13 protein-coding genes are annotated in these 17,026 nt (G+C 70.8%); 2 read left to right on the top strand and 11 right to left on the bottom strand.

Annotated elements, in window-relative coordinates; all coding sequences use genetic code 11:
• Positions 1–221 precede the first annotated feature (221 nt).
• Complete coding sequence (gene leuA, locus STVA_RS01375; RefSeq protein WP_123687671.1) at positions 222–1,895, top strand: 2-isopropylmalate synthase; 1,674 nt, start codon at positions 222–224, stop codon at positions 1,893–1,895.
• 12 nt (positions 1,896–1,907) lie between these two features.
• On the opposite strand, the gene STVA_RS01370 is transcribed toward leuA, so the two are convergent.
• Positions 1,908–2,729 (bottom strand): substrate-binding periplasmic protein, encoded by an 822-nt coding sequence (locus STVA_RS01370; protein WP_245978110.1) that lies wholly within the window; start codon positions 2,727–2,729, stop codon positions 1,908–1,910.
• Between the two features lie 86 nt (positions 2,730–2,815).
• Between STVA_RS01370 and STVA_RS01365 the strand changes: the two genes are divergently transcribed.
• On the top strand, positions 2,816–5,803 hold the full coding sequence (locus STVA_RS01365) for an ATP-binding protein (RefSeq protein WP_170216256.1): 2,988 nt from the start codon (positions 2,816–2,818) through the stop codon (positions 5,801–5,803).
• A gap of 10 nt (positions 5,804–5,813) precedes the next feature.
• On the opposite strand, the gene STVA_RS01360 is transcribed toward STVA_RS01365, so the two are convergent.
• From STVA_RS01360 to kce, 10 genes are all read right to left on the bottom strand, one after another.
• Positions 5,814–6,044, bottom strand: a complete 231-nt coding sequence (locus STVA_RS01360) for a formate dehydrogenase subunit delta (protein WP_123687668.1) — start codon at positions 6,042–6,044, stop codon at positions 5,814–5,816.
• The gene (fdhD, locus tag STVA_RS01355; protein WP_245978109.1) at positions 6,041–6,928 is read right to left on the bottom strand and encodes a formate dehydrogenase accessory sulfurtransferase FdhD; all 888 of its coding nucleotides are present in this window, start codon (positions 6,926–6,928) and stop codon (positions 6,041–6,043) included. Before fdhD ends, STVA_RS01360 begins: the two co-directional genes overlap by 4 nt.
• Complete coding sequence (gene fdhF, locus STVA_RS01350) at positions 6,925–9,771, bottom strand: formate dehydrogenase subunit alpha (protein ID WP_123687667.1); 2,847 nt, start codon at positions 9,769–9,771, stop codon at positions 6,925–6,927. The genes fdhD and fdhF overlap by 4 nt, the downstream gene beginning before the upstream one ends.
• Positions 9,772–9,802: 31 nt before the next feature.
• The gene (locus STVA_RS01345; RefSeq protein WP_123687666.1) at positions 9,803–11,356 is read right to left on the bottom strand and encodes a formate dehydrogenase beta subunit; all 1,554 of its coding nucleotides are present in this window, start codon (positions 11,354–11,356) and stop codon (positions 9,803–9,805) included.
• Positions 11,353–11,835: a formate dehydrogenase subunit gamma gene (locus STVA_RS01340; protein ID WP_123687665.1), complete on the bottom strand. Its 483-nt coding sequence runs from the start codon at positions 11,833–11,835 to the stop codon at positions 11,353–11,355. Before STVA_RS01340 ends, STVA_RS01345 begins: the two co-directional genes overlap by 4 nt.
• Positions 11,836–11,939: 104 nt before the next feature.
• Positions 11,940–12,860 (bottom strand): LysR family transcriptional regulator, encoded by a 921-nt coding sequence (locus STVA_RS01335; RefSeq protein WP_123687664.1) that lies wholly within the window; start codon positions 12,858–12,860, stop codon positions 11,940–11,942.
• A 19-nt stretch (positions 12,861–12,879) separates the two neighbouring features.
• Entirely contained in the window at positions 12,880–14,259 is a 1,380-nt protein-coding gene (locus STVA_RS01330; RefSeq protein ID WP_123687663.1) for a DUF6880 family protein, read from the bottom strand.
• Positions 14,246–15,049 (bottom strand): AraC family transcriptional regulator, encoded by an 804-nt coding sequence (locus STVA_RS01325; protein WP_123687662.1) that lies wholly within the window; start codon positions 15,047–15,049, stop codon positions 14,246–14,248. Before STVA_RS01325 ends, STVA_RS01330 begins: the two co-directional genes overlap by 14 nt.
• A gap of 69 nt (positions 15,050–15,118) precedes the next feature.
• Positions 15,119–16,054: an AEC family transporter gene (locus tag STVA_RS01320; RefSeq protein WP_123687661.1), complete on the bottom strand. Its 936-nt coding sequence runs from the start codon at positions 16,052–16,054 to the stop codon at positions 15,119–15,121.
• A 33-nt stretch (positions 16,055–16,087) separates the two neighbouring features.
• Positions 16,088–17,023, bottom strand: coding sequence for a 3,5-dioxohexanoate:acetyl-CoA acetone transferase (gene kce, locus STVA_RS01315; RefSeq protein WP_123687660.1), 936 nt, complete (start codon positions 17,021–17,023; stop codon positions 16,088–16,090).
• Positions 17,024–17,026: the final 3 nt, after the last annotated feature.

Below are 17,026 nucleotides of genomic sequence, written 5' to 3'. Positions count from 1 at the left end.
GGGACAACGGGATCTCGCTCCAGGGCGCGCCGAGGCGCGCGCTGCGACTTATCGGCGGCCTGCGGGCCTGACCGGGCGCGCTGTCGCGCCCTTCGCCCGCGGGCCGGAACGCCCGCCGCTCGATCCCAGGAGCGGCCCCGTTCCCCCTTCCCTGGAAACCGCACGACCGAGGCCGCCCGCCCGTGCGCGGGCCTGCCCGACGGAGAGTCACCATGCCCCGAATGACCACCGACGCGACCCAGAAATACGTGCCCTTCAAGCCGGTCGACCTGCCCAACCGGCAGTGGCCGTCCGCCGTCATCACCAAGCCGCCCGTATGGTGCTCGGTCGACCTGCGCGACGGCAACCAGGCGCTGATCGAGCCGATGGACGGCGATCGCAAGACCCGCATGTTCAAGCTGCTGGTCGAAATGGGCTTCAAGGAGATCGAGGTCGGCTTCCCGGCCGCCTCGGACACCGACTTCGGCTTCGTGCGCCAGCTCATCGAAGAGGGCATGATCCCCGACGACGTCACCATCCAGGTGCTGACGCAGGCCCGCGCCGAGTTGATCGAGCGCACCTTCGAATCGCTGAAGGGCGCCAAGCGCGCGATCGTCCATCTCTATAACTCGACCTCGACGCTGCAGCGCCGGGTCGTGTTCGGCCAGGACGAGGCCGGCATCACCGAGATCGCGGTGAAGGGCGCGCGCCTGGTGAAGCAGCTCGCCGACGCCAACCCCGAGACCCATTTCATCTTCGAGTACTCGCCCGAGAGCTTCACCGGGACCGAGCTGGAATTCGCGCGCGACATCTGCGGCGCGGTGGCCGAGGTATTCCAGCCGACGCCCGACCACAAGATGATCATCAACCTGCCGGCGACGGTCGAGATGTCGACCGCGAACATCTATGCCGACCAGATCGAATGGTGTCACCGCAACTTCCGCTTCCGCGACAGCATCATCCTGTCGCTGCACCCGCATAACGACCGCGGCACCGGCGTCGCCGCGGCAGAGCTGGGCTACATGGCGGGCGCGGACCGGATCGAGGGCACGCTGTTCGGCAATGGCGAGCGCACCGGCAACGTCGACCTGGTGACGCTGGCGCTCAACCTCTACACCCAGGGCATCGACCCCGAGCTGGACTTCTCGGACATCAACCGGGTGCGCCAGACGGCCGAGTACTGCAACCAGCTGCCCGTCCACCCGCGCCACCCCTATGGCGGCGACCTGGTCTTCACCGCCTTCTCGGGCTCGCACCAGGACGCGATCAAGAAGGGCTTCGACGCGCTCGCCGCCTCGAACAGCAAGGTCTGGGAAGTGCCCTACCTGCCGATCGACCCGGCCGACCTGGGCCGCTCCTACGAGGCGATCATCCGCATCAACAGCCAGTCGGGCAAGGGCGGCATCGCCTACATCCTGAAGAGCGACTACGGGCTCGACCTGCCGCGCATGCTGCAGGTGGAATTCAGCCGCGTGATCCAGCGCATCGCCGACGAGACGAGCAAGGAGATCGTGCCCCAGCTCATCTGGGATACGTTCCAGGACGAGTATGTCCGCCGCGACAGCCCGATCGACTTCCAGGAGCACTCGACAATTCCCGACACGCGCAATCCCAGCATGCGGGTGATCGAGGCGCGGATCGTGGAGAACGGCCAGGCGCGCACCATCGAAGGCCATGGCAACGGGCCGATCGCCGCCTATGTCGATGCGCTCGCCCGCAACTGCGGCGTCGCCATCACGGTGCAGGACTATCACCAGCACGCCATCGGCCACGGCGCCGACGCGCGCTCGGTCACCTACATCGAGGCGCAGCGCGAGGACGGCAAGGTGATCTGGGGCGTCGGCATCAGCCCGGACATCGTGGCGGCCTCGCTGAAAGCGGTGACGAGCGCCGTCAACCGGGCGCTGGCGGCATAGGCGGGCCGGCCCTCAACGCACCACGATCGGCAGCAGGTCGTGGCGACGGGCGGCTTCCTCCAGCCGCCCGTCGCGCCGGACCGTGGCGATGAACGCATCGAGCCGGGCGAGCCATTCCGGCTCCCCCTTGCGGACCGCATAGGCATAGGGCGTGCGGGCGATCGGCATGTCGGGTGCGACCACGCGCGCCCATTCATGCTGGAACAACATCCGCCGGCTGTAGGGATAGTCGGTGATGAAGAGGTCGGCGCGGCCCGACTGCACCTCGATCTCGCGGCTCTGCGGCGGGTCCACGACCATCAGCTGGGCCTGCTTCAGGTGATCGCGCATGACCGGCTCCATGAAGGTGCCGCGCTGGACGGCGGCAACCACGCCCGGCTGGTCGATGTCGGCCCAGTTGCGGATGCGCCGGCTGGTGCGCGCGGTCACCGCGTAGATGCCGCTGACCAGATAGGGTTGGGTGAAGTCGACCCGCGCCCGCCGGGCGGGCGTGTCGCCCACGCCGAACATGGCGACGTCGCAGCGCCCGTCCTCCAGCTCGTCCATGAAGCTGCCGAACGACGTCTCGACATAGACCAAGCCAACCCCCAGGTCCGATGCCAGGGCCCGCGACAGGTCGATGTCGATGCCTTCAAGCTGCCCGTTCCGCAGGTTGCGAAAGGTGATCGCGTAGTAGTCCGGCCAGATGCAGACCCGCACCTGCCCGGCCGCGCGAATCCGCTCCAGCAGCGGGGGCAATTCGGTCGCCACGGACGGCCCGCCCCATGCCACCGCCAGCGCCGCCGCGACGGCAAGCGACCGCCCCACACCCGATCCCATCCAATGCCACGTCATCCAGGCCCCACCCGACCGATCGGTGCTACTATCGTCCCGGCATGAAGGGCCGTCGAGCCTCCAGCGGACATTCCACATCGCGCTTGATGACCTGGGTCATCGTCGGCGGCGCGCTGATGATCGCCGCGACCATCGGGCTCGTCGTCTCCGAGTTGGCGCTGGCGCGCCACGCGACGCTGGCCCGCACCGAGAAACTCGGCCAGTCGATGGCGCGGATGCTGGCGGAACAGACGTTCCGCTCGATCGACGCCGCCGCCCTCACCATGCACGCGGTCGCCGACGCCATCCTGCAGGCGGGCGATCGACGGGCCGGCCCCGAACTGGTGCGCGACATCCTGCGCAGCCGCACCCGGACCTCGACCGAGCTGCGCGACCTGGCCTATGTGCCGGCGGACGGCGACGGCGCGGTCGACGTTACCGGCAACCCCGTCCCCCGGATCGACCTCGCTCGCCTGACCTACGTGCAGGAGGCCATTCGCCGGCCAGGCAAGATCATCTTCGGCCAGCCGGCCGCCGGCCGGCATCTGGGCGAGAGCACCGCTGCGGCCGAACTGAGCGGGCAGTTCCACCTGCCGATGGCCCGCACCGTGATCAACCGCGAGGGCTACCTGCTGGGGGTGGTGATCGCCCTGCTCAACCCGGACTTCTTCACCAGCAGCTTCGAAGCCGTGGATGCCGGCCAGCAGGGAGCCATCCGGCTCATCCACTATGACGGGCCGCTGGCCGCCTCGACCGCGCCCGCGGACGGGCCGATCGGCAGTTCGATGCGCGCCCTGCCGATCTTCCAGATGCTGCTGCCGGGCGCCGAGCGCGGCACCTACCGCGCCTTCGATCCCGACGGCATCGAGCGGCTGACCGCGTTCCGGGTGCTGCGGACCTACCCCCTGGTCGTGGCCGTCGGGATATCGGTATCGGACGCATTGGACAGTTGGCGGCAGGAGGCGATGAGTTTCCTGATGCTGGGGGGTGCCACGGTGCTGCTGGTGGGCGCGGCGGTGCTGCTGCTGTGGCGCCAGATCGCGATCCTCCACCGCCGCGAGCGCGCCCTGGCCGACAGCGAGGCCCTGAAATCGGGAATCCTGTCGTCGGCCGCCGACGGCATCATCAGCACCGACGAGGACGGCCGGATCATCGAGTTCAACCCCTCGGCGGAGCGGATATTCGGCCGGTCCCGGGCCGCCGTCCTGGGCCGGCCGATGTCCTCCATCATCCTGTCTTCCGATCAGGCCGGCGAATTTCCCCACATGCCCGAGGCCGGCAGCGAAGGCGCGACGGAGCGCCGCGTCGAACTGCAGGCCATGCGCGCCAACGGCAGCATGTTCCCGGCCGAGATCACGCTGACCGCAACCGAAGGCGAGGACGGCCGCGTCTTCACCGCCTACCTGCGCGACATCACCCGTCGCCGCCGGGCCGAGGAGGAACTGCACACGGCGCGCGAGCGGGCCGACGAGGCCAATCGCGCCAAGTCGGAGTTCCTGGCCACCATCAGCCACGAGATCCGCACGCCGATGAACGGCATCATGGGCATGGCCTCCATCCTCAAGGAGACGCCGCTTTCGCCCGACCAGTTGCGCTACCTGCGCACCATCGAGACCTCGTCGGAATCCCTGCTGCGGCTGATCAACGACCTGCTGGATTTCTCGCGGATCGATGCCGGCCGGGTGGAACTGGAGGCGAGCGACTTCGAATTGGCGGCGACGGCGGCCGGCGTGGTCGAGCTGATGGCGCCACTGGCGCGCGCCAAGGGCCTGGCACTGGCATGGCAGCTTGATGCCGGCATTCCGGCCAACCTGCATGGCGATGCCGAGCGCGTGCGCCAGGTGCTGCTGAACCTGCTCGGCAACGCGATCAAGTTCACGGATGCCGGGTCGGTCGACCTGGCGATCGGGCCGGACCGGGACGCGGCCGGCGGCGCCGTCGTCCGCTTCACGATCGCCGACACCGGCATCGGCATCCCGGCCGAGGCACTCGGCCGGATCTTCGGCCGCTTCGAACAGGTGGATGCCTCGATCACCCGCCGCTTCGGCGGCACGGGCCTGGGCCTGGCGATCGCCAAGCGCCTGGTCGAATTGATGGGCGGCGAGATCGGCGTCGAGAGCCGCCCGGGCGAAGGCAGCCGCTTCTGGTTCACCCTGCCGATGCCGGCGGCGGCCGACGCGCGCCCGGGCGTATCCCGATCGGAACTGGTGGTGGCCCCGGCCCCCGGTGTCCGGCCCAGGCAGGATGCGGCAGCGACATCGCCATTGCCATCGCCATCGCCCGGCCCGGCCAGCAATCTGGCCGAGCCCGCGCACCTGAACGTCCTCGTGGCCGACGACAACCCGACCAACCAGCAGGTGGTCGCCACCATCCTGCGCGGCCTTGGCTATCGCGTGGCCCTGGCCGACGACGGACGCCAGGCGCTCGAGCAGGTGCGGATCGGCGACTTCGACCTGGTGCTGATGGATATCCAGATGCCCGAGATGAGCGGGGTGGAGGCGACGCAGCATATCCGGCGGCTGCCGGGCTCCCGCGGCAGCGTGCCCATCGTCGCCGCCACCGCGATGGGATCCCCGCAGGACCGGGACGCCTTCCTGGCCGCCGGCATGAATGCGGTGCTGGTGAAGCCCATCACGCGGGCGACCCTGCAGCGAGCGATCATCGACCTGTTCCGCCCAGGGGCCGGCGCAAGGGAAGGGGCGAGGGCCTCGCCGCCGCGCCAGGACGGCCCGTCCATGATCGCGGCACCGGCCGAGCCGGCCGTCATCGACCATGCGGTCCTGGCCGAGCTGGCGACGGCCCTGGGGCCGGGTGATCTGGCCGCCCTCGTGCTCCAGCTCGTTCAGCGCATGCCCGGCCTGGCCGCCGCGGTGAACGATGCCGGCGACGCCCCTGCTCTGGCCGCAGCCGCCCACGCCCTTTCCGGCAGCCTGCGCAGTTTCGGACTGGCCCGGGCGGCCAGCCTGGCCCAGCAGGTCGAGACGCTGGCGCGGCGCGGCGACCTGGGCGGCGCGCGGCGCAGCGCCGAAGACCTGCTGCGCGCCGCCGAGCATGGGGTGGGGCTGCTGGGTCGGATGTTCGCCGCGCCTGCCTGACGCGAGTGTGTCAGGCGGCCGGTGCCGTCGCCTTCTGCCGCAGCCGCTCGGCCGCGGCCCGCGCGATCGGCGTCAACCCCTCGCCCCCGGCGGCCAGGTGGGCCAGCAGGGCCGTCCGCATCCGCGGGTCCCAGAACTTGGCGATATGGTCCCAGGTGCCGGCGATCGCCTCGGGCTCGGCCCGGCTGGCAAAGAATCGCGCGATCTGGTTGGCCATGCGGACGATCGTGTCGTGGCTCATGGGATGCCTTCCACCCCGGCCGGGGGCACGATGACGCGCCCCGGATGGGCATAGAGATTGAAGCCGTCCGGCCGCGCGAACGCGGCCAGAGTCAGGCCGCAGCCATCGGCCAGCGCGATCGCCAGCGCCGTCGGCGCCGAGATCGCCACCAGCATCGGGAATCCCGCCGTGGCCGCCTTCTGCACCATCTCCATGCTGCAGCGGCTGGTCAGCACCAGGAATCCGTCAGCCGGATCCAGCCCGGCCCGCGCCGCCGCACCGATCAGCTTGTCGAGCGCGTTGTGCCGGCCGACATCCTCGCGCACCGCCAGCAGCCGGCCCTCGCGATCGGCGAAAGCGGCGGCATGCACGGCGCCCGTGGCGCGGTTCAGCGTCTGCTGCGCGGGCAATGCGGCCACCGCCGCCATGACGGCCGCCACCCGCACCGGCCGGCCGGCCGGCACCGGCGGCAGGTGGCGCAACGCCGCCTCGATGCTGGCGATGCCGCACAGGCCACAGCCCGAGCGGCCCGGCAGGTTGCGGGCGCGCTCGCCCAGCCGGGCGGCGCGGGCCGGCGGAATCCCGATCGCCAGGCGCATGCCGACATCGAGGTCGGCCACCAGCACGCCCGAGATTTCCCCGATATCGCCGACGATGCCCTCGGCCAGGGTGAAGCCGATGGCCAGGTCCTCGAGGTCGGCGGGCGTCGCCATCATGACGACATGGGTTTCCTCGCCATAGGACAGCGCGACCGCCTGCTCGGCCGCGACCGCCTCCGCCACCGGCAGCGCCCGCCAGCCGGCCGGGCCGACCGAACGGACATGGCTGGCATCGACAAGACTGGCGCCGCCGGGCGACGCCGGCCCGATATCCGGGTCCGGAAGATGCCGGGCGGAGTCCGTCACTCGGCCGCTTCCAGCCCCGCGCCGACGCGGTGGGCGACCTCGCGGAAGCGCTCGTTCTCTTCCTGCCACTGCGACCAGCGGTTGGTGGGCCGCACCTCGACCGCCGTCACCTTGTACTCGGGGCAGTTCGTGGCCCAGTCGGAATAGTCGGTGGTGACGACGTTGGCACCGCTCTCGGGGTGATGGAAGGTGGTGTAGACGACGCCCGGTTGCATCCGCTCGCTGATGCGCGCGATCAGCGCCGTCTCGCCGGCGCGGCTGGCGAGCGCCACCCGGTCGCCATCGCGGATGCCGCGATCCTCGGCATCGTGGGGATGGATCTCCAGCACGTCCTCCGCGTGCCAGGCCGAATTCGCGGTGCGCCTGGTCTGGGCGCCGACATTGTACTGGCTGAGGATGCGGCCGGTGGTCAGCAGCAGCGGGAAGCGTGGGCCGGTGCGCTCGTCGGTCGGCACGTACTCGGTCACCACGAACTGTCCGCGCCCGCGCGAGAAGCCGCCGACATGCATGATCGGCGTGCCCTCGGGCGCCTTGTCGTTGCAGGGCCACTGGATCGAGCCCAATCGGTCGAGCCGCTCGTAGCTGACCCCGGCGAAGGTCGGCGTCAGGCGGGCGATCTCGTCCATGATCTCGGACGGGTGCCTGTAGGGCATGTCGTAGCCCAGCGCCGCCGCCAGGGCGATCGTCACCTCCCAGTCGGCCTTGCCGGCGAGGGGCGGCACCGCCCGGCGCACCCGGCTGATCCGCCGCTCGGCATTGGTGAAGGTGCCGTCCTTCTCCAGGAAGGACGCGCCCGGCAGGAAGACATGGGCATAGGCCGCCGTCTCGTTCAGGAAGATGTCCTGCACGACGACGCATTCCATCGCCGCCAGGGCCGCCGTCACATGCTTGGTGTTGGGGTCCGACTGGGCGATGTCCTCGCCCTGGATATAGATGCCGAGGAAGCTGCCCTCGATCGCGGCATCCAGCATGTTGGGGATGCGCAGGCCGGGCTCGGCATCGATCGCGACACCCCAGGCCGCCTGGAACAGGGCCCGCGTCGCATCCTCCGAGACATGGCGATAGCCCGACAGCTCGTGCGGGAACGACCCCATGTCGCAGGCGCCCTGGACGTTGTTCTGCCCGCGCAGCGGGTTCACGCCCACGCCCGGCCGGCCGAGATTGCCGGTCGCCATGGCGAGGTTGGCCATGCCCATGACCATGGTCGAGCCCTGGCTGTGCTCGGTCACGCCCAGGCCGTAATAGATCGCGGCCCGCCCGCCGGTGGCATAGAGGCGCGCGGCCGCCCGCACCTCGGCCGCCTGCACGCCGGTCACCGCCTCGGTCGCCTCGGGCGCATGCTCGGGCCGGCGGATGAAATCGAGCCAGACCGCGAAGTCGGCCGCCTCGCAGCGCTCGGCCACGAACGCCTCGTCGATCAGCCCCTCGGTCGCGACCACATGGCCCAGCGCATTGATAAGCGCGACGTTGGTGCCGGGCCGTAGTTGCAGGTGATGCTCGGCCGCGACATGGGGCGTGCGCACGAGGTCGATGCGACGCGGGTCGGCCACGATCAGCCGCGCGCCCTCGCGCAGGCGCCGCTTCATGCGCGACGCGAAGACCGGATGGCCGTCGGTCGGGTTGGCGCCGATGACAAAGATGACGTCGGCGTCGTTCACCGAATCGAAATCCTGCGTGCCGGCAGACGTGCCGAACGTCGTCTTCAGCCCGTAGCCGGTGGGCGAGTGGCAGACCCGCGCGCAGGTATCGACGTTATTGTTGCCGAAGGCCGCCCGGATCAGCTTCTGGACGAGGAAAGTTTCCTCGTTGGTGCAGCGCGAGCTGGTGATACCGCCGACCGAGCCACGGCCATGCTTGGCCTGGATGCGGCGGAACTCGGACGCGGCATGGCCGATCGCTTCCTCCCACGACACCTCGCGCCAGGGATCGGTGATGGCGGCCCGGATCATCGGCCTGGTCACCCGGTCCTTGTGGGTGGCGTAGCCCCAGGCGAAGCGGCCCTTGACGCAGGAATGGCCGTGGTTCGCCTTGCCGTCCTTGTGCGGGGTCATGCGCACGACGCGGTTGCCCTGCAACTCGGCCTCGAACGAGCAGCCGACGCCGCAATAGGCGCAGGTGGTGACGACGCTGCGGCTCGGCTGGCCGTGGTCGATGACCGATTTCTCGGTCAGGGTCGCCGTCGGGCAGGCCTGGACGCAGGCGCCGCAGGAGACGCATTCGGAATCGAGGAAGGCCTCGTCCATGCCGGCCGAGACGTGCGAGGCAAAGCCGCGGTCGCCGATGGTCAGCGCGAAGGTGCCCTGCACCTCCTCGCACGCCCGCACGCAGCGCGAGCAGACGATGCATTTGGACGCATCGAAGGTGAAGTAGGGATTGCTCTCGTCCTTGGCCGCGGCCAGGTGGTTGGCGCCGTCATAGCCATAGCGCACCTCGCGCAGGCCGACGGCACCTGCCATGTCCTGCAGCTCGCAGTCGCCATTGGCCGAGCAGGTCAGGCAGTCGAGCGGATGGTCGCTGATATAGAGCTCCATCACCCCGCGGCGCAGGCGGGCCAGCCGGTCCGACTGGGTCGTCACCCGCATGCCGGGCTCGGCCGGCGTGGTACAGGAGGCGGGCGTGCCGCGCCGGCCATCGATCTCGACCAGGCAGAGCCGGCAGGACCCGAAGGGCTCCAGCGAATCCGTGGCGCAGAGCTTGGGCACCTGGACGCCGGCCAGCGCGGCTGCCCGCATGACCGAGGTGCCGGCCGGCACATGCACCGCGCGGCCGTCGATCTCCAGCGTCACGGTGGCGGCACCGGCGCGCGCGGGCGTCCCGGCATCCTCGATGGTGGCGACGGACATGGTCCCTTCTCCTCGCATCAGACGGGGAACATCAATCGGCCGCGCAGGCCTGCGCGGGCCGGTCGAAATCCTCCGGGAAATGGTCGAGCGCGCTTACGACCGGCATCGGCGTCAGCCCGCCCAGCGCGCAGAGCGAGCCGTCGCGCATCACCTCGCACAGGTCGCGCACGAGCGTCAGGTTGGCGTCGCGGTCCTGGCCGGCGATGATCTTGTCCATCGTCTCGGCGCCGCGCACCGCGCCGATGCGGCAGGGCGTGCACTTGCCGCAGGATTCGATGGCGCAGAACTGGAAGGCGAAGCGCGCCTGGCGGGCAAGGTCGACGGTGTCGTCGAAGACGACGATCCCGCCATGGCCGATCATGCCGCCGCGGGCGGCGAAAGCCTCGTACTCGAACGGCACGTCGAACAGGTCGGTCGGCCAGTAGGCGCCGAGCGGCCCGCCCACCTGCACCGCGCGCACCGGCCGGCCGGTGGCCGTGCCGCCGCCGAATTCCTCGACGATCTCGCCCAAGGTCAGCCCGAAGGCACGCTCGACCAGGCCGCCATGGCGGACATTGCCGGCAAGCTGGATCGGCATGGTGCCGCGCGACCGCCCAGTGCCGACATCGCGATAGGCCGCAGCCCCATCGGCCAGGATCGCCGGCACCGTCGCCAGCGTGATCAGGTTGTTGATGACGGTCGGCCGCCCGAACAGGCCGCTGATCGCCGGCAGGGGTGGCTTGAAGCGGATCTGCCCGCGCCGGCCCTCCAGGCTTTCCAGCAGCGAGGTTTCCTCGCCGCAGATATAGGCGCCGGCCCCCAGGCGCGCCTCCATCTCGAAGGCCCGGCCGCTGCCCAGGATGTCGGGGCCGAGCAGGCCGGCCGCGCGCGCCGTCTCGATCGCCGCCTGCATGCGGCGGAAGGCGTGGGGGTACTCGGAGCGGATGTAGACGAAGCCCTTCCCGGCGCCCACCGCCAGGCCGGCGATCGCCATGCCCTCGACCAGCAGGAACGGGTCGCCCTCCAGCAGCATGCGGTCGGCATAGGTGCCGCTGTCGCCCTCGTCGGCGTTGCAGACGATGTATTTCCGCGGGCCCGCCGCCTCCAGCACCGTGCGCCACTTGATGCCGGTCGGGAAGCCGGCGCCGCCGCGGCCGCGCAGGCCCGATTCCGTCACCGCGGCAACGATCGCGGCCGGGTCCATGGCCAGCGCGGCGCGCAGGCCCTTCAACCCGCCATGGGCCTCGTAGTCGGCGAGCGACGCCGGGTCGACGATGCCGCAGCGGGCAAAGGTCACGCGCTGCTGGCGCGCCAGGTAGGGGATGTCCTCTACCCGCCCCAGCGCGCGCGCATGGGCGCCGCCATCGAGGAAGCCGGCATCGAACAGGCTGCGCACCTCGGCGGCAGTGACCGGCCCGTAGCCGACGCGGCCGCCCGGCCGGTCCACCTCCACCAGCGGCTCCAGCCAGAAAAGCCCGCGCGAGCCGGTGCGTACGAACGTCACGGCGATGCCGCGGGCCGCGGCCTCGGCGGCGATGGCGGCGGCAACGGCCTCGGCGCCGACCGAAAGCGCCGCGGCGTCGCCCGGCACGAAGACCCGGATCATCGCGCCACGCCTTCGACGATGCGCGCGACGGTGGCCCGGCCTACCGGCTCGCCGTCGATCATCGCGGCCGGCGACAGGGCGCAATTGCCCAGGCAGTAGACCGCCTCCAGCGTCACCCGCCCGTCCACCGTGGTCTGGCCGAAAGGGACGCCGAAGACCTGCTCCAACCGGCTGGCCAGCGCCTCGCCCCCCATCGCCTGGCAGGCCTCGGCACGGCAGACCTGCACGCGGTGGCGGCCGGCCGGCGCGCGCCGGAAATCATGGTAGAAGCCGACGACGCCATGCACCTCGGCCCGCGACAGGTTGAGGATGTCGGCGATCAGCGGCACGGCGCGCTGGTCGACATGGCCCAGCCGGTCGTTGACGGCATGAAGGATCGGCAGCAACGGCCCGTCGAGGCCGCGCAGCCCTTCGGCTATCTCGATCACGACGGCGGCGTCGAATGTGTCGCTCGAACTGGCGGCTGCAGGCCCGGCCATCGGCGGTCTTCCCGCTCTTTAGTTGCTTCCCAGGCCTGTGACAGTGGCCCTGCCGGTCAATCGGCGCCAACGAGTTTTCCCGCCCCTGCAATCGCAAAAACCGATCACAGTGCGGGCGGCACCATCGGCTCCAACTGGCTGGCCATGTCGAGGCCCGCCGCGACCGCCTCCAGCGCCCGGACCAGCGGCGACAGCGGCTCCTCGCGCCGGACCACAAGGCCGATGGCGTGGGTGCGCACGGGCGAAGCCAGCGGCAGGGCCAGCATGCCGGGCGGGGTGCCGAAGACCCAGAGGAAGTTGTGCGGGAAAACGCTCGACCACGCCCCGGTGCGGATGTGGGAGCAGAGCGTCATGACCGAGTTCGTCTCGACCAGGACGCGCGGCGTCTTGCCGACCTCGCGGAAGATGCCGTCGATGATGCGCCGGTTCTGCATGTCGGGCGTCAGCAGGCAGAGCGAAGCGTCCGCCGCCTCGGCCCAATGGACGCTGCGGCGGGCGGCGAACGGCCCATCGGCCGGGGTCAGCAGGATATAGCGCTCCTCGTAGAGCGTGGTGGCGCGCACCCCGTGCAGCGGCTCGTTGTCGAGATAGGTGATGCCGGCATCGAGCGAGAATTCGTCGAGCGCCCGCTGGATCTCGTTCGAGGTGCGCGAAACCACCGTCAGCCGGACGTTCGGATAGCGGCGGTGGAACGCCGTCGTCAGCAGGCCGATCGTGGGCAGGGCGGCCGGCACCGCCCCCAGTTCCAGCTCGCCCGACAGGCCCTCGCGCAGCGCCGCCACCTCCTGGTCCAGCCGCCGCCGCTCGGCCAGGATGCGGCGCGCCCAGTCGAGCAGGGCGCCCCCCTCGGCCGTCAATCCCTTGAAGCGCTGGTCGCGCTCGACCAGCGGTGCCCCGATCTCCTCCTCCAGCAGGCGGAGCGCGGCCGACAGGGTCGACTGGCTGATGTGGCAAGCGGCCGCCGCGCGACCGAAATGGCGCTCGTCGGCCAGCGCCACGAAGTAGCGGAGATGGCGAAGCTGCATGGCCTGCCGCCGCCCCGCTCTACCGGGTCTCGTCGTAGAGGTGCCAGAACTTGTACTTCCGCCCGAAGCGCTGGCGCAGCCGGTCGACGAAGGCCGGGTGCGTCTCCAGGCTGGCTGCCTCCGCCCGCTTCGCCGAAGAACCGGCGTCCACCAGGGCGATCACCGCATCGGCGTAGACCTCCGACCGGCCCTGCTCCAGAACATCCTCGACCAGCCGGCGCCGCAGCCGCAGAGCCGCCAGCGGATGGCGGAAATCGAGCGCTGCGCCTGCCTGCTGCATGCCCGGCATCGAGCGAAACTCGCCCAGGCGGCTTTCGACCAGTCGCGCGGCGCGGCCGAGATCGGGCCATTCGACCAGGAAGGCCAGTGCCGCGTCGGCGTGCGGACAGGCCGCGACATGGTCCAACGCCCGCTGCTCGGCCTCGAAGTCGGCGAAATCGGGCAGATGCTTCAGGTGGTCGCGCAGGTGGCGCGACGACAGCGATTGCTCGAAGAACCGCCAGCGCAGGCCCTGGGCCTCGTCGCGGCGGCCCAGCGCCTCCAGCGTCGCCAGCCGCAGGTCGAGCTCGGCGTCGGGCGCCGCGCGCGCCGGGAAGCGATCGAGCCAGTCGAGCGCCTCGGCAGGGCGCCCGGCGGCGGCAAGACGGCGCGCAACCTCGAAGGCATGGAAGGCCTCGACACCGCCCGCCCGGACCGCGGCGGCATAGGCATCGGCGTCGGCCTCGACATCGGCCAGCGCCAGCAGCCGCGCGGTCTGTTCCATCCGCTGGCCGCGAACGGCCCAGTCCTCCCGCTCCTGCAGCCGGGGCAGCAGGGCAAGCGCTGCCATTCCGCGCCGACGCAGGGCGGCGCGACCCTCGGCGCCGAGGGCGGGGGCCATGGCGGCGATCAGGTCGGCGGTAACGAGCCCGCGGTCGGCATCCAGCGCCAGTGTGATCCGCTCGGCCAGCGCCTCGGGGTCGCGATCGGGCTGTTGGGCCGACAGCCGGCCGAGGTCGGCCACCACGGCGGCGAAGGCCGCCTCGATCCGGCTGCCGCCAAACTCGATGCGATGGAGGATCCGCGGCGCCATCGCCAGCATCTGCCAAAGGCGATCGAGGGCGTCGCCCAGCCGCGCCGGCGCCAACTGGTCGACGATCGCCCGGCGCAGGTCGTCCAGTTCGCGCGCGGTCGCCTTGATCTTCTCGCCGTCGATCGCCGATCGCCCGCGCGCCATCACCTGGAGGCGCTTGGCGATGTCATCGGCCAAGCGCGCCGGGCTGGCCGCCCCCACCATGAGGAGCTGGAGCTTGCGGCGCAGGACATCGTCCTGCTCGGCATGGTCCAGCAAAGCGCGGGCAAGCCGCGCGGCGCCCAGATCTTCCAGGGCGGCCTGGGTCAGCTTGTTACGCTCGGCCATTGCGGGGTCCGGAAATGGCAGGGTCGGGACGGTAGGTTGCCGGCGCGTGTCCGATGGTGCGCCGGAACATGGCGGTGAAGGCGCTGGCGCTGCGATAGCCGAGGCCCAGCGCCACCGACCCGACCGCCTCGCCCTCGGCCAGGCGGGCCAGCGCCAGCACGAGGCGGGCACGCTGGCGCCATTCGGCGAAGCTCATGCCCGTCTCCTCGCGGAAGCGCCTGGCCAGCGTGCGCGCGCTGGCGCCGACGGCGGCGCCCCAGCCCTCCAGCGTATCGTCTCGGGCCGGGTCGGCCAGAAGCTGGTCGGCCAGGCGCACCAGCCGGCGGTCGCGCGGCATCGGCAGGTGGACGGGGGCGGCCGGCGAGGCGCGCAGCTCGTCCAGCAACAGGGCCACGACGTGACCGCCGCGGCCGGCCTCGTCATATTCCAGCGGCTCGCCGGCCGCGGCCACGATCAGTTCGCGCAGCAGGGGCGAGACCGCGATCACCGTGCAGTCGGCCGGCAGCCGGTCGACGCGGTCGGTGTCGATATAGAGCGTGCGCATCGCCACCGCCGTCACCATGCGCACGCTGTGGCGGATGCCGCCCGGGATCCACAGGGCATAGCGCGGCGGCACCGCCCAGGCGCCGGGATCGGCCTCGACCCACATCGAGCCGGCGACGGCATGGATCAGTTGCGCGCGCGGATGGGAATGGGCCGCAATCTGGAAGCCGGCCGGGAAATCCTTGGGCATCGCCGCCACCGGACGCGGCACATGCTGGTAGTCTTCCGGGTCGATGCTGCGGGCCATGGCCGGTTCGTCCGCCGGGGTCGTCCGTTGGGCGACGATAGTGGCCTGGATTGCGCGCGCGCGCCAGCGTCAGACCCGCAACAGGGTGAGGATCACCGTGATCGTCACGACCGACCCGACCGTGGAGATGAGGACGGCGCTGGCCGCGCGCCGCAGATAGAGGTCATAGCGCCGGGCCAGGATGAAGACGTTGGCGCCGGTCGGCATGGCGGCCGCCACGGTGGCGACGGCCACTTCCAGGGGCGGCAGGGCGAAGACCTTGTCGGCGGCCAGCCACACCAGCAGCGGCAGCGCCACCAGCTTCATCGCCGTGACGACCAGGCTTTCGCGCAGGTCACCCGCGATATGCATGCCGTTCAGCCCCGCCCCCAGCGACAGCAGCGCCATCGGCCCCGCGCCCGCGCCCAGCATGAGAAGGAAGCGGTCGATCACCTCCGGCAGCTTCAGCCCGGTCAGTCCGAAGACGATGCCGGCCAGGATCGCCAGGATGATGGGATGGGTCAGCAGGGCGACCACGCTCTGGCGCAGCGTGTCGATGGGCCCGCGCCCGCGATTCTGGCCGATCTCCACCAGCACCGTCGTCAGCGAGATCAGGATCAGCGAATGGAAGGTGATGATGGCGAGCAGCGGCGCCTCGCCCTTGGGGCCATAGGCCAGCAGCACCAGGGGGATGCCCATCTGCACCGTATTGCCGAAGGTGACGCTCATCCCCATGAACGCCTGGCCGTCGAGGCGGGCGGCGAAGAAGCGCCGCGCCACCAGCATGCCGATGCCGTAGAGCGACAGGCAGCCGAGGAAGAAGGCCCCGGCCACCTTCAGCTCCATCGGCCCCAGCCCGCGTTCCGTCGCCAGGCTGCGGAACAGCAGGGCCGGGATCAGGACGTGCAGCACCACCTGGCCGACGCCGCGGGCACCGCGGTCGTCGACGATGCCGAAGCGCGCGACCGCCCAGCCCACGGCCAGCAGGCCGAAGACGGGCAGCACGACCGTAAGGGTCGCCTCCACGAACTGCCGGGGACCCGCGCGCCCGGCTATCGACTAGAACGCCACCTTGTCGCCGCCCTTCAGCGCCAGCTCGGCCCGGGCTTCCTCGGGCGTCGCCACTTCGAGCGACAGGGCCTCGATGATCGAGCGGATGCGGCGCACCTGCTCGGCGTTGGACTTCGCCAGTTGGCCCTTGCCGATATAGAGGCTGTCCTCCAGCCCGACGCGGACGTTGCCGCCCATCACGGCGGCCATCGTGGTGAAGGGAAGCTGGTGGCGGCCCGCCGCCAGCACCGACCAGCGATAGTCGTCGCCGAACAGCTTGTCGGCCGTGCGCTTCATGTGCATCAGGTTCTCGGGGTCGGCGCCGATGCCGCCCAGGATGCCGAAGATCGTCTGCACGAAGAGCGGCGGCGTCACCAGCTTGCGGTCGAGGAAGTGGGCCAGGTTGTAGAGGTGGCCGACGTCATAGCACTCGTACTCGAACTTCACGCCGGCACCCTCGCCCAGCTCCTTCAGGATGTATTCGATATCCTTGAAGGTGTTGCGGAAGATGAAGTCGCGGGAGTTTTCCAGCATCTGCGGCTCCCAGTCATGCTTCCACTCGCGCGGGCGGTCGAGCATGGGGAACAGGCCGAAATTCATCGAGCCCATGTTGAGCGAGGTCATCTCCGGCCGGGCCAGCACGGCGGCCGCCAGCCGCTCCTGCAGCGACATGCCGTGGCCGCCGCCGGTGGTGATGTTGATGACCGCGTCGGTCGACTGCTTGATGCGCGGCAGGAACTCCATGAACGTCGCCGGGTCGGGCGTCGGCTTGCCGGTCTTGGGGTCGCGGGCATGGAGGTGAAGGATGCTGGCGCCGGCCTCGGCCGCCTCGATCGCCTGGGTCGCGATCTCGTCCGGCGTCAACGGCAGGTACGGCGACATGGTCGGCGTGTGGATCGAGCCGGTGACGGCGCAGGTGATGATGACCTTCTTGGCGGCGGCCATGGG

Origin of the sequence: Stella humosa (assembly GCF_006738645.1) — a bacterium.
Taxonomy (GTDB): Bacteria; Pseudomonadota; Alphaproteobacteria; order ATCC43930; family Allostellaceae; genus Allostella; species Allostella humosa.
The sequence above is the reverse complement of the archived record's forward strand: the minus strand, read 5'-3'. Positions and strand labels throughout refer to the sequence as shown.

Coding starts and splice junctions, on each gene's coding strand:
- STVA_RS01360 (WP_123687668.1), bottom strand. CDS start 6,044: ATGAGCCACGACACGATCGTCCGCATGGCCAACCAGATCGCGCGATTC.
- STVA_RS01330 (WP_123687663.1), bottom strand. CDS start 14,259: ATGGCCGAGCGTAACAAGCTGACCCAGGCCGCCCTGGAAGATCTGGGC.
- fdhF (WP_123687667.1), bottom strand. CDS start 9,771: ATGTCCGTCGCCACCATCGAGGATGCCGGGACGCCCGCGCGCGCCGGT.
- STVA_RS01340 (WP_123687665.1), bottom strand. CDS start 11,835: ATGGCCGGGCCTGCAGCCGCCAGTTCGAGCGACACATTCGACGCCGCC.
- STVA_RS01370 (WP_245978110.1), bottom strand. CDS start 2,729: ATGACGTGGCATTGGATGGGATCGGGTGTGGGGCGGTCGCTTGCCGTC.
- STVA_RS01365 (WP_170216256.1), top strand. CDS start 2,816: ATGACCTGGGTCATCGTCGGCGGCGCGCTGATGATCGCCGCGACCATC.
- STVA_RS01335 (WP_123687664.1), bottom strand. CDS start 12,860: ATGCAGCTTCGCCATCTCCGCTACTTCGTGGCGCTGGCCGACGAGCGC.
- STVA_RS01325 (WP_123687662.1), bottom strand. CDS start 15,049: ATGGCCCGCAGCATCGACCCGGAAGACTACCAGCATGTGCCGCGTCCG.
- STVA_RS01345 (WP_123687666.1), bottom strand. CDS start 11,356: ATGATCCGGGTCTTCGTGCCGGGCGACGCCGCGGCGCTTTCGGTCGGC.
- kce (WP_123687660.1), bottom strand. CDS start 17,023: ATGGCCGCCGCCAAGAAGGTCATCATCACCTGCGCCGTCACCGGCTCG.
- leuA (WP_123687671.1), top strand. CDS start 222: ATGACCACCGACGCGACCCAGAAATACGTGCCCTTCAAGCCGGTCGAC.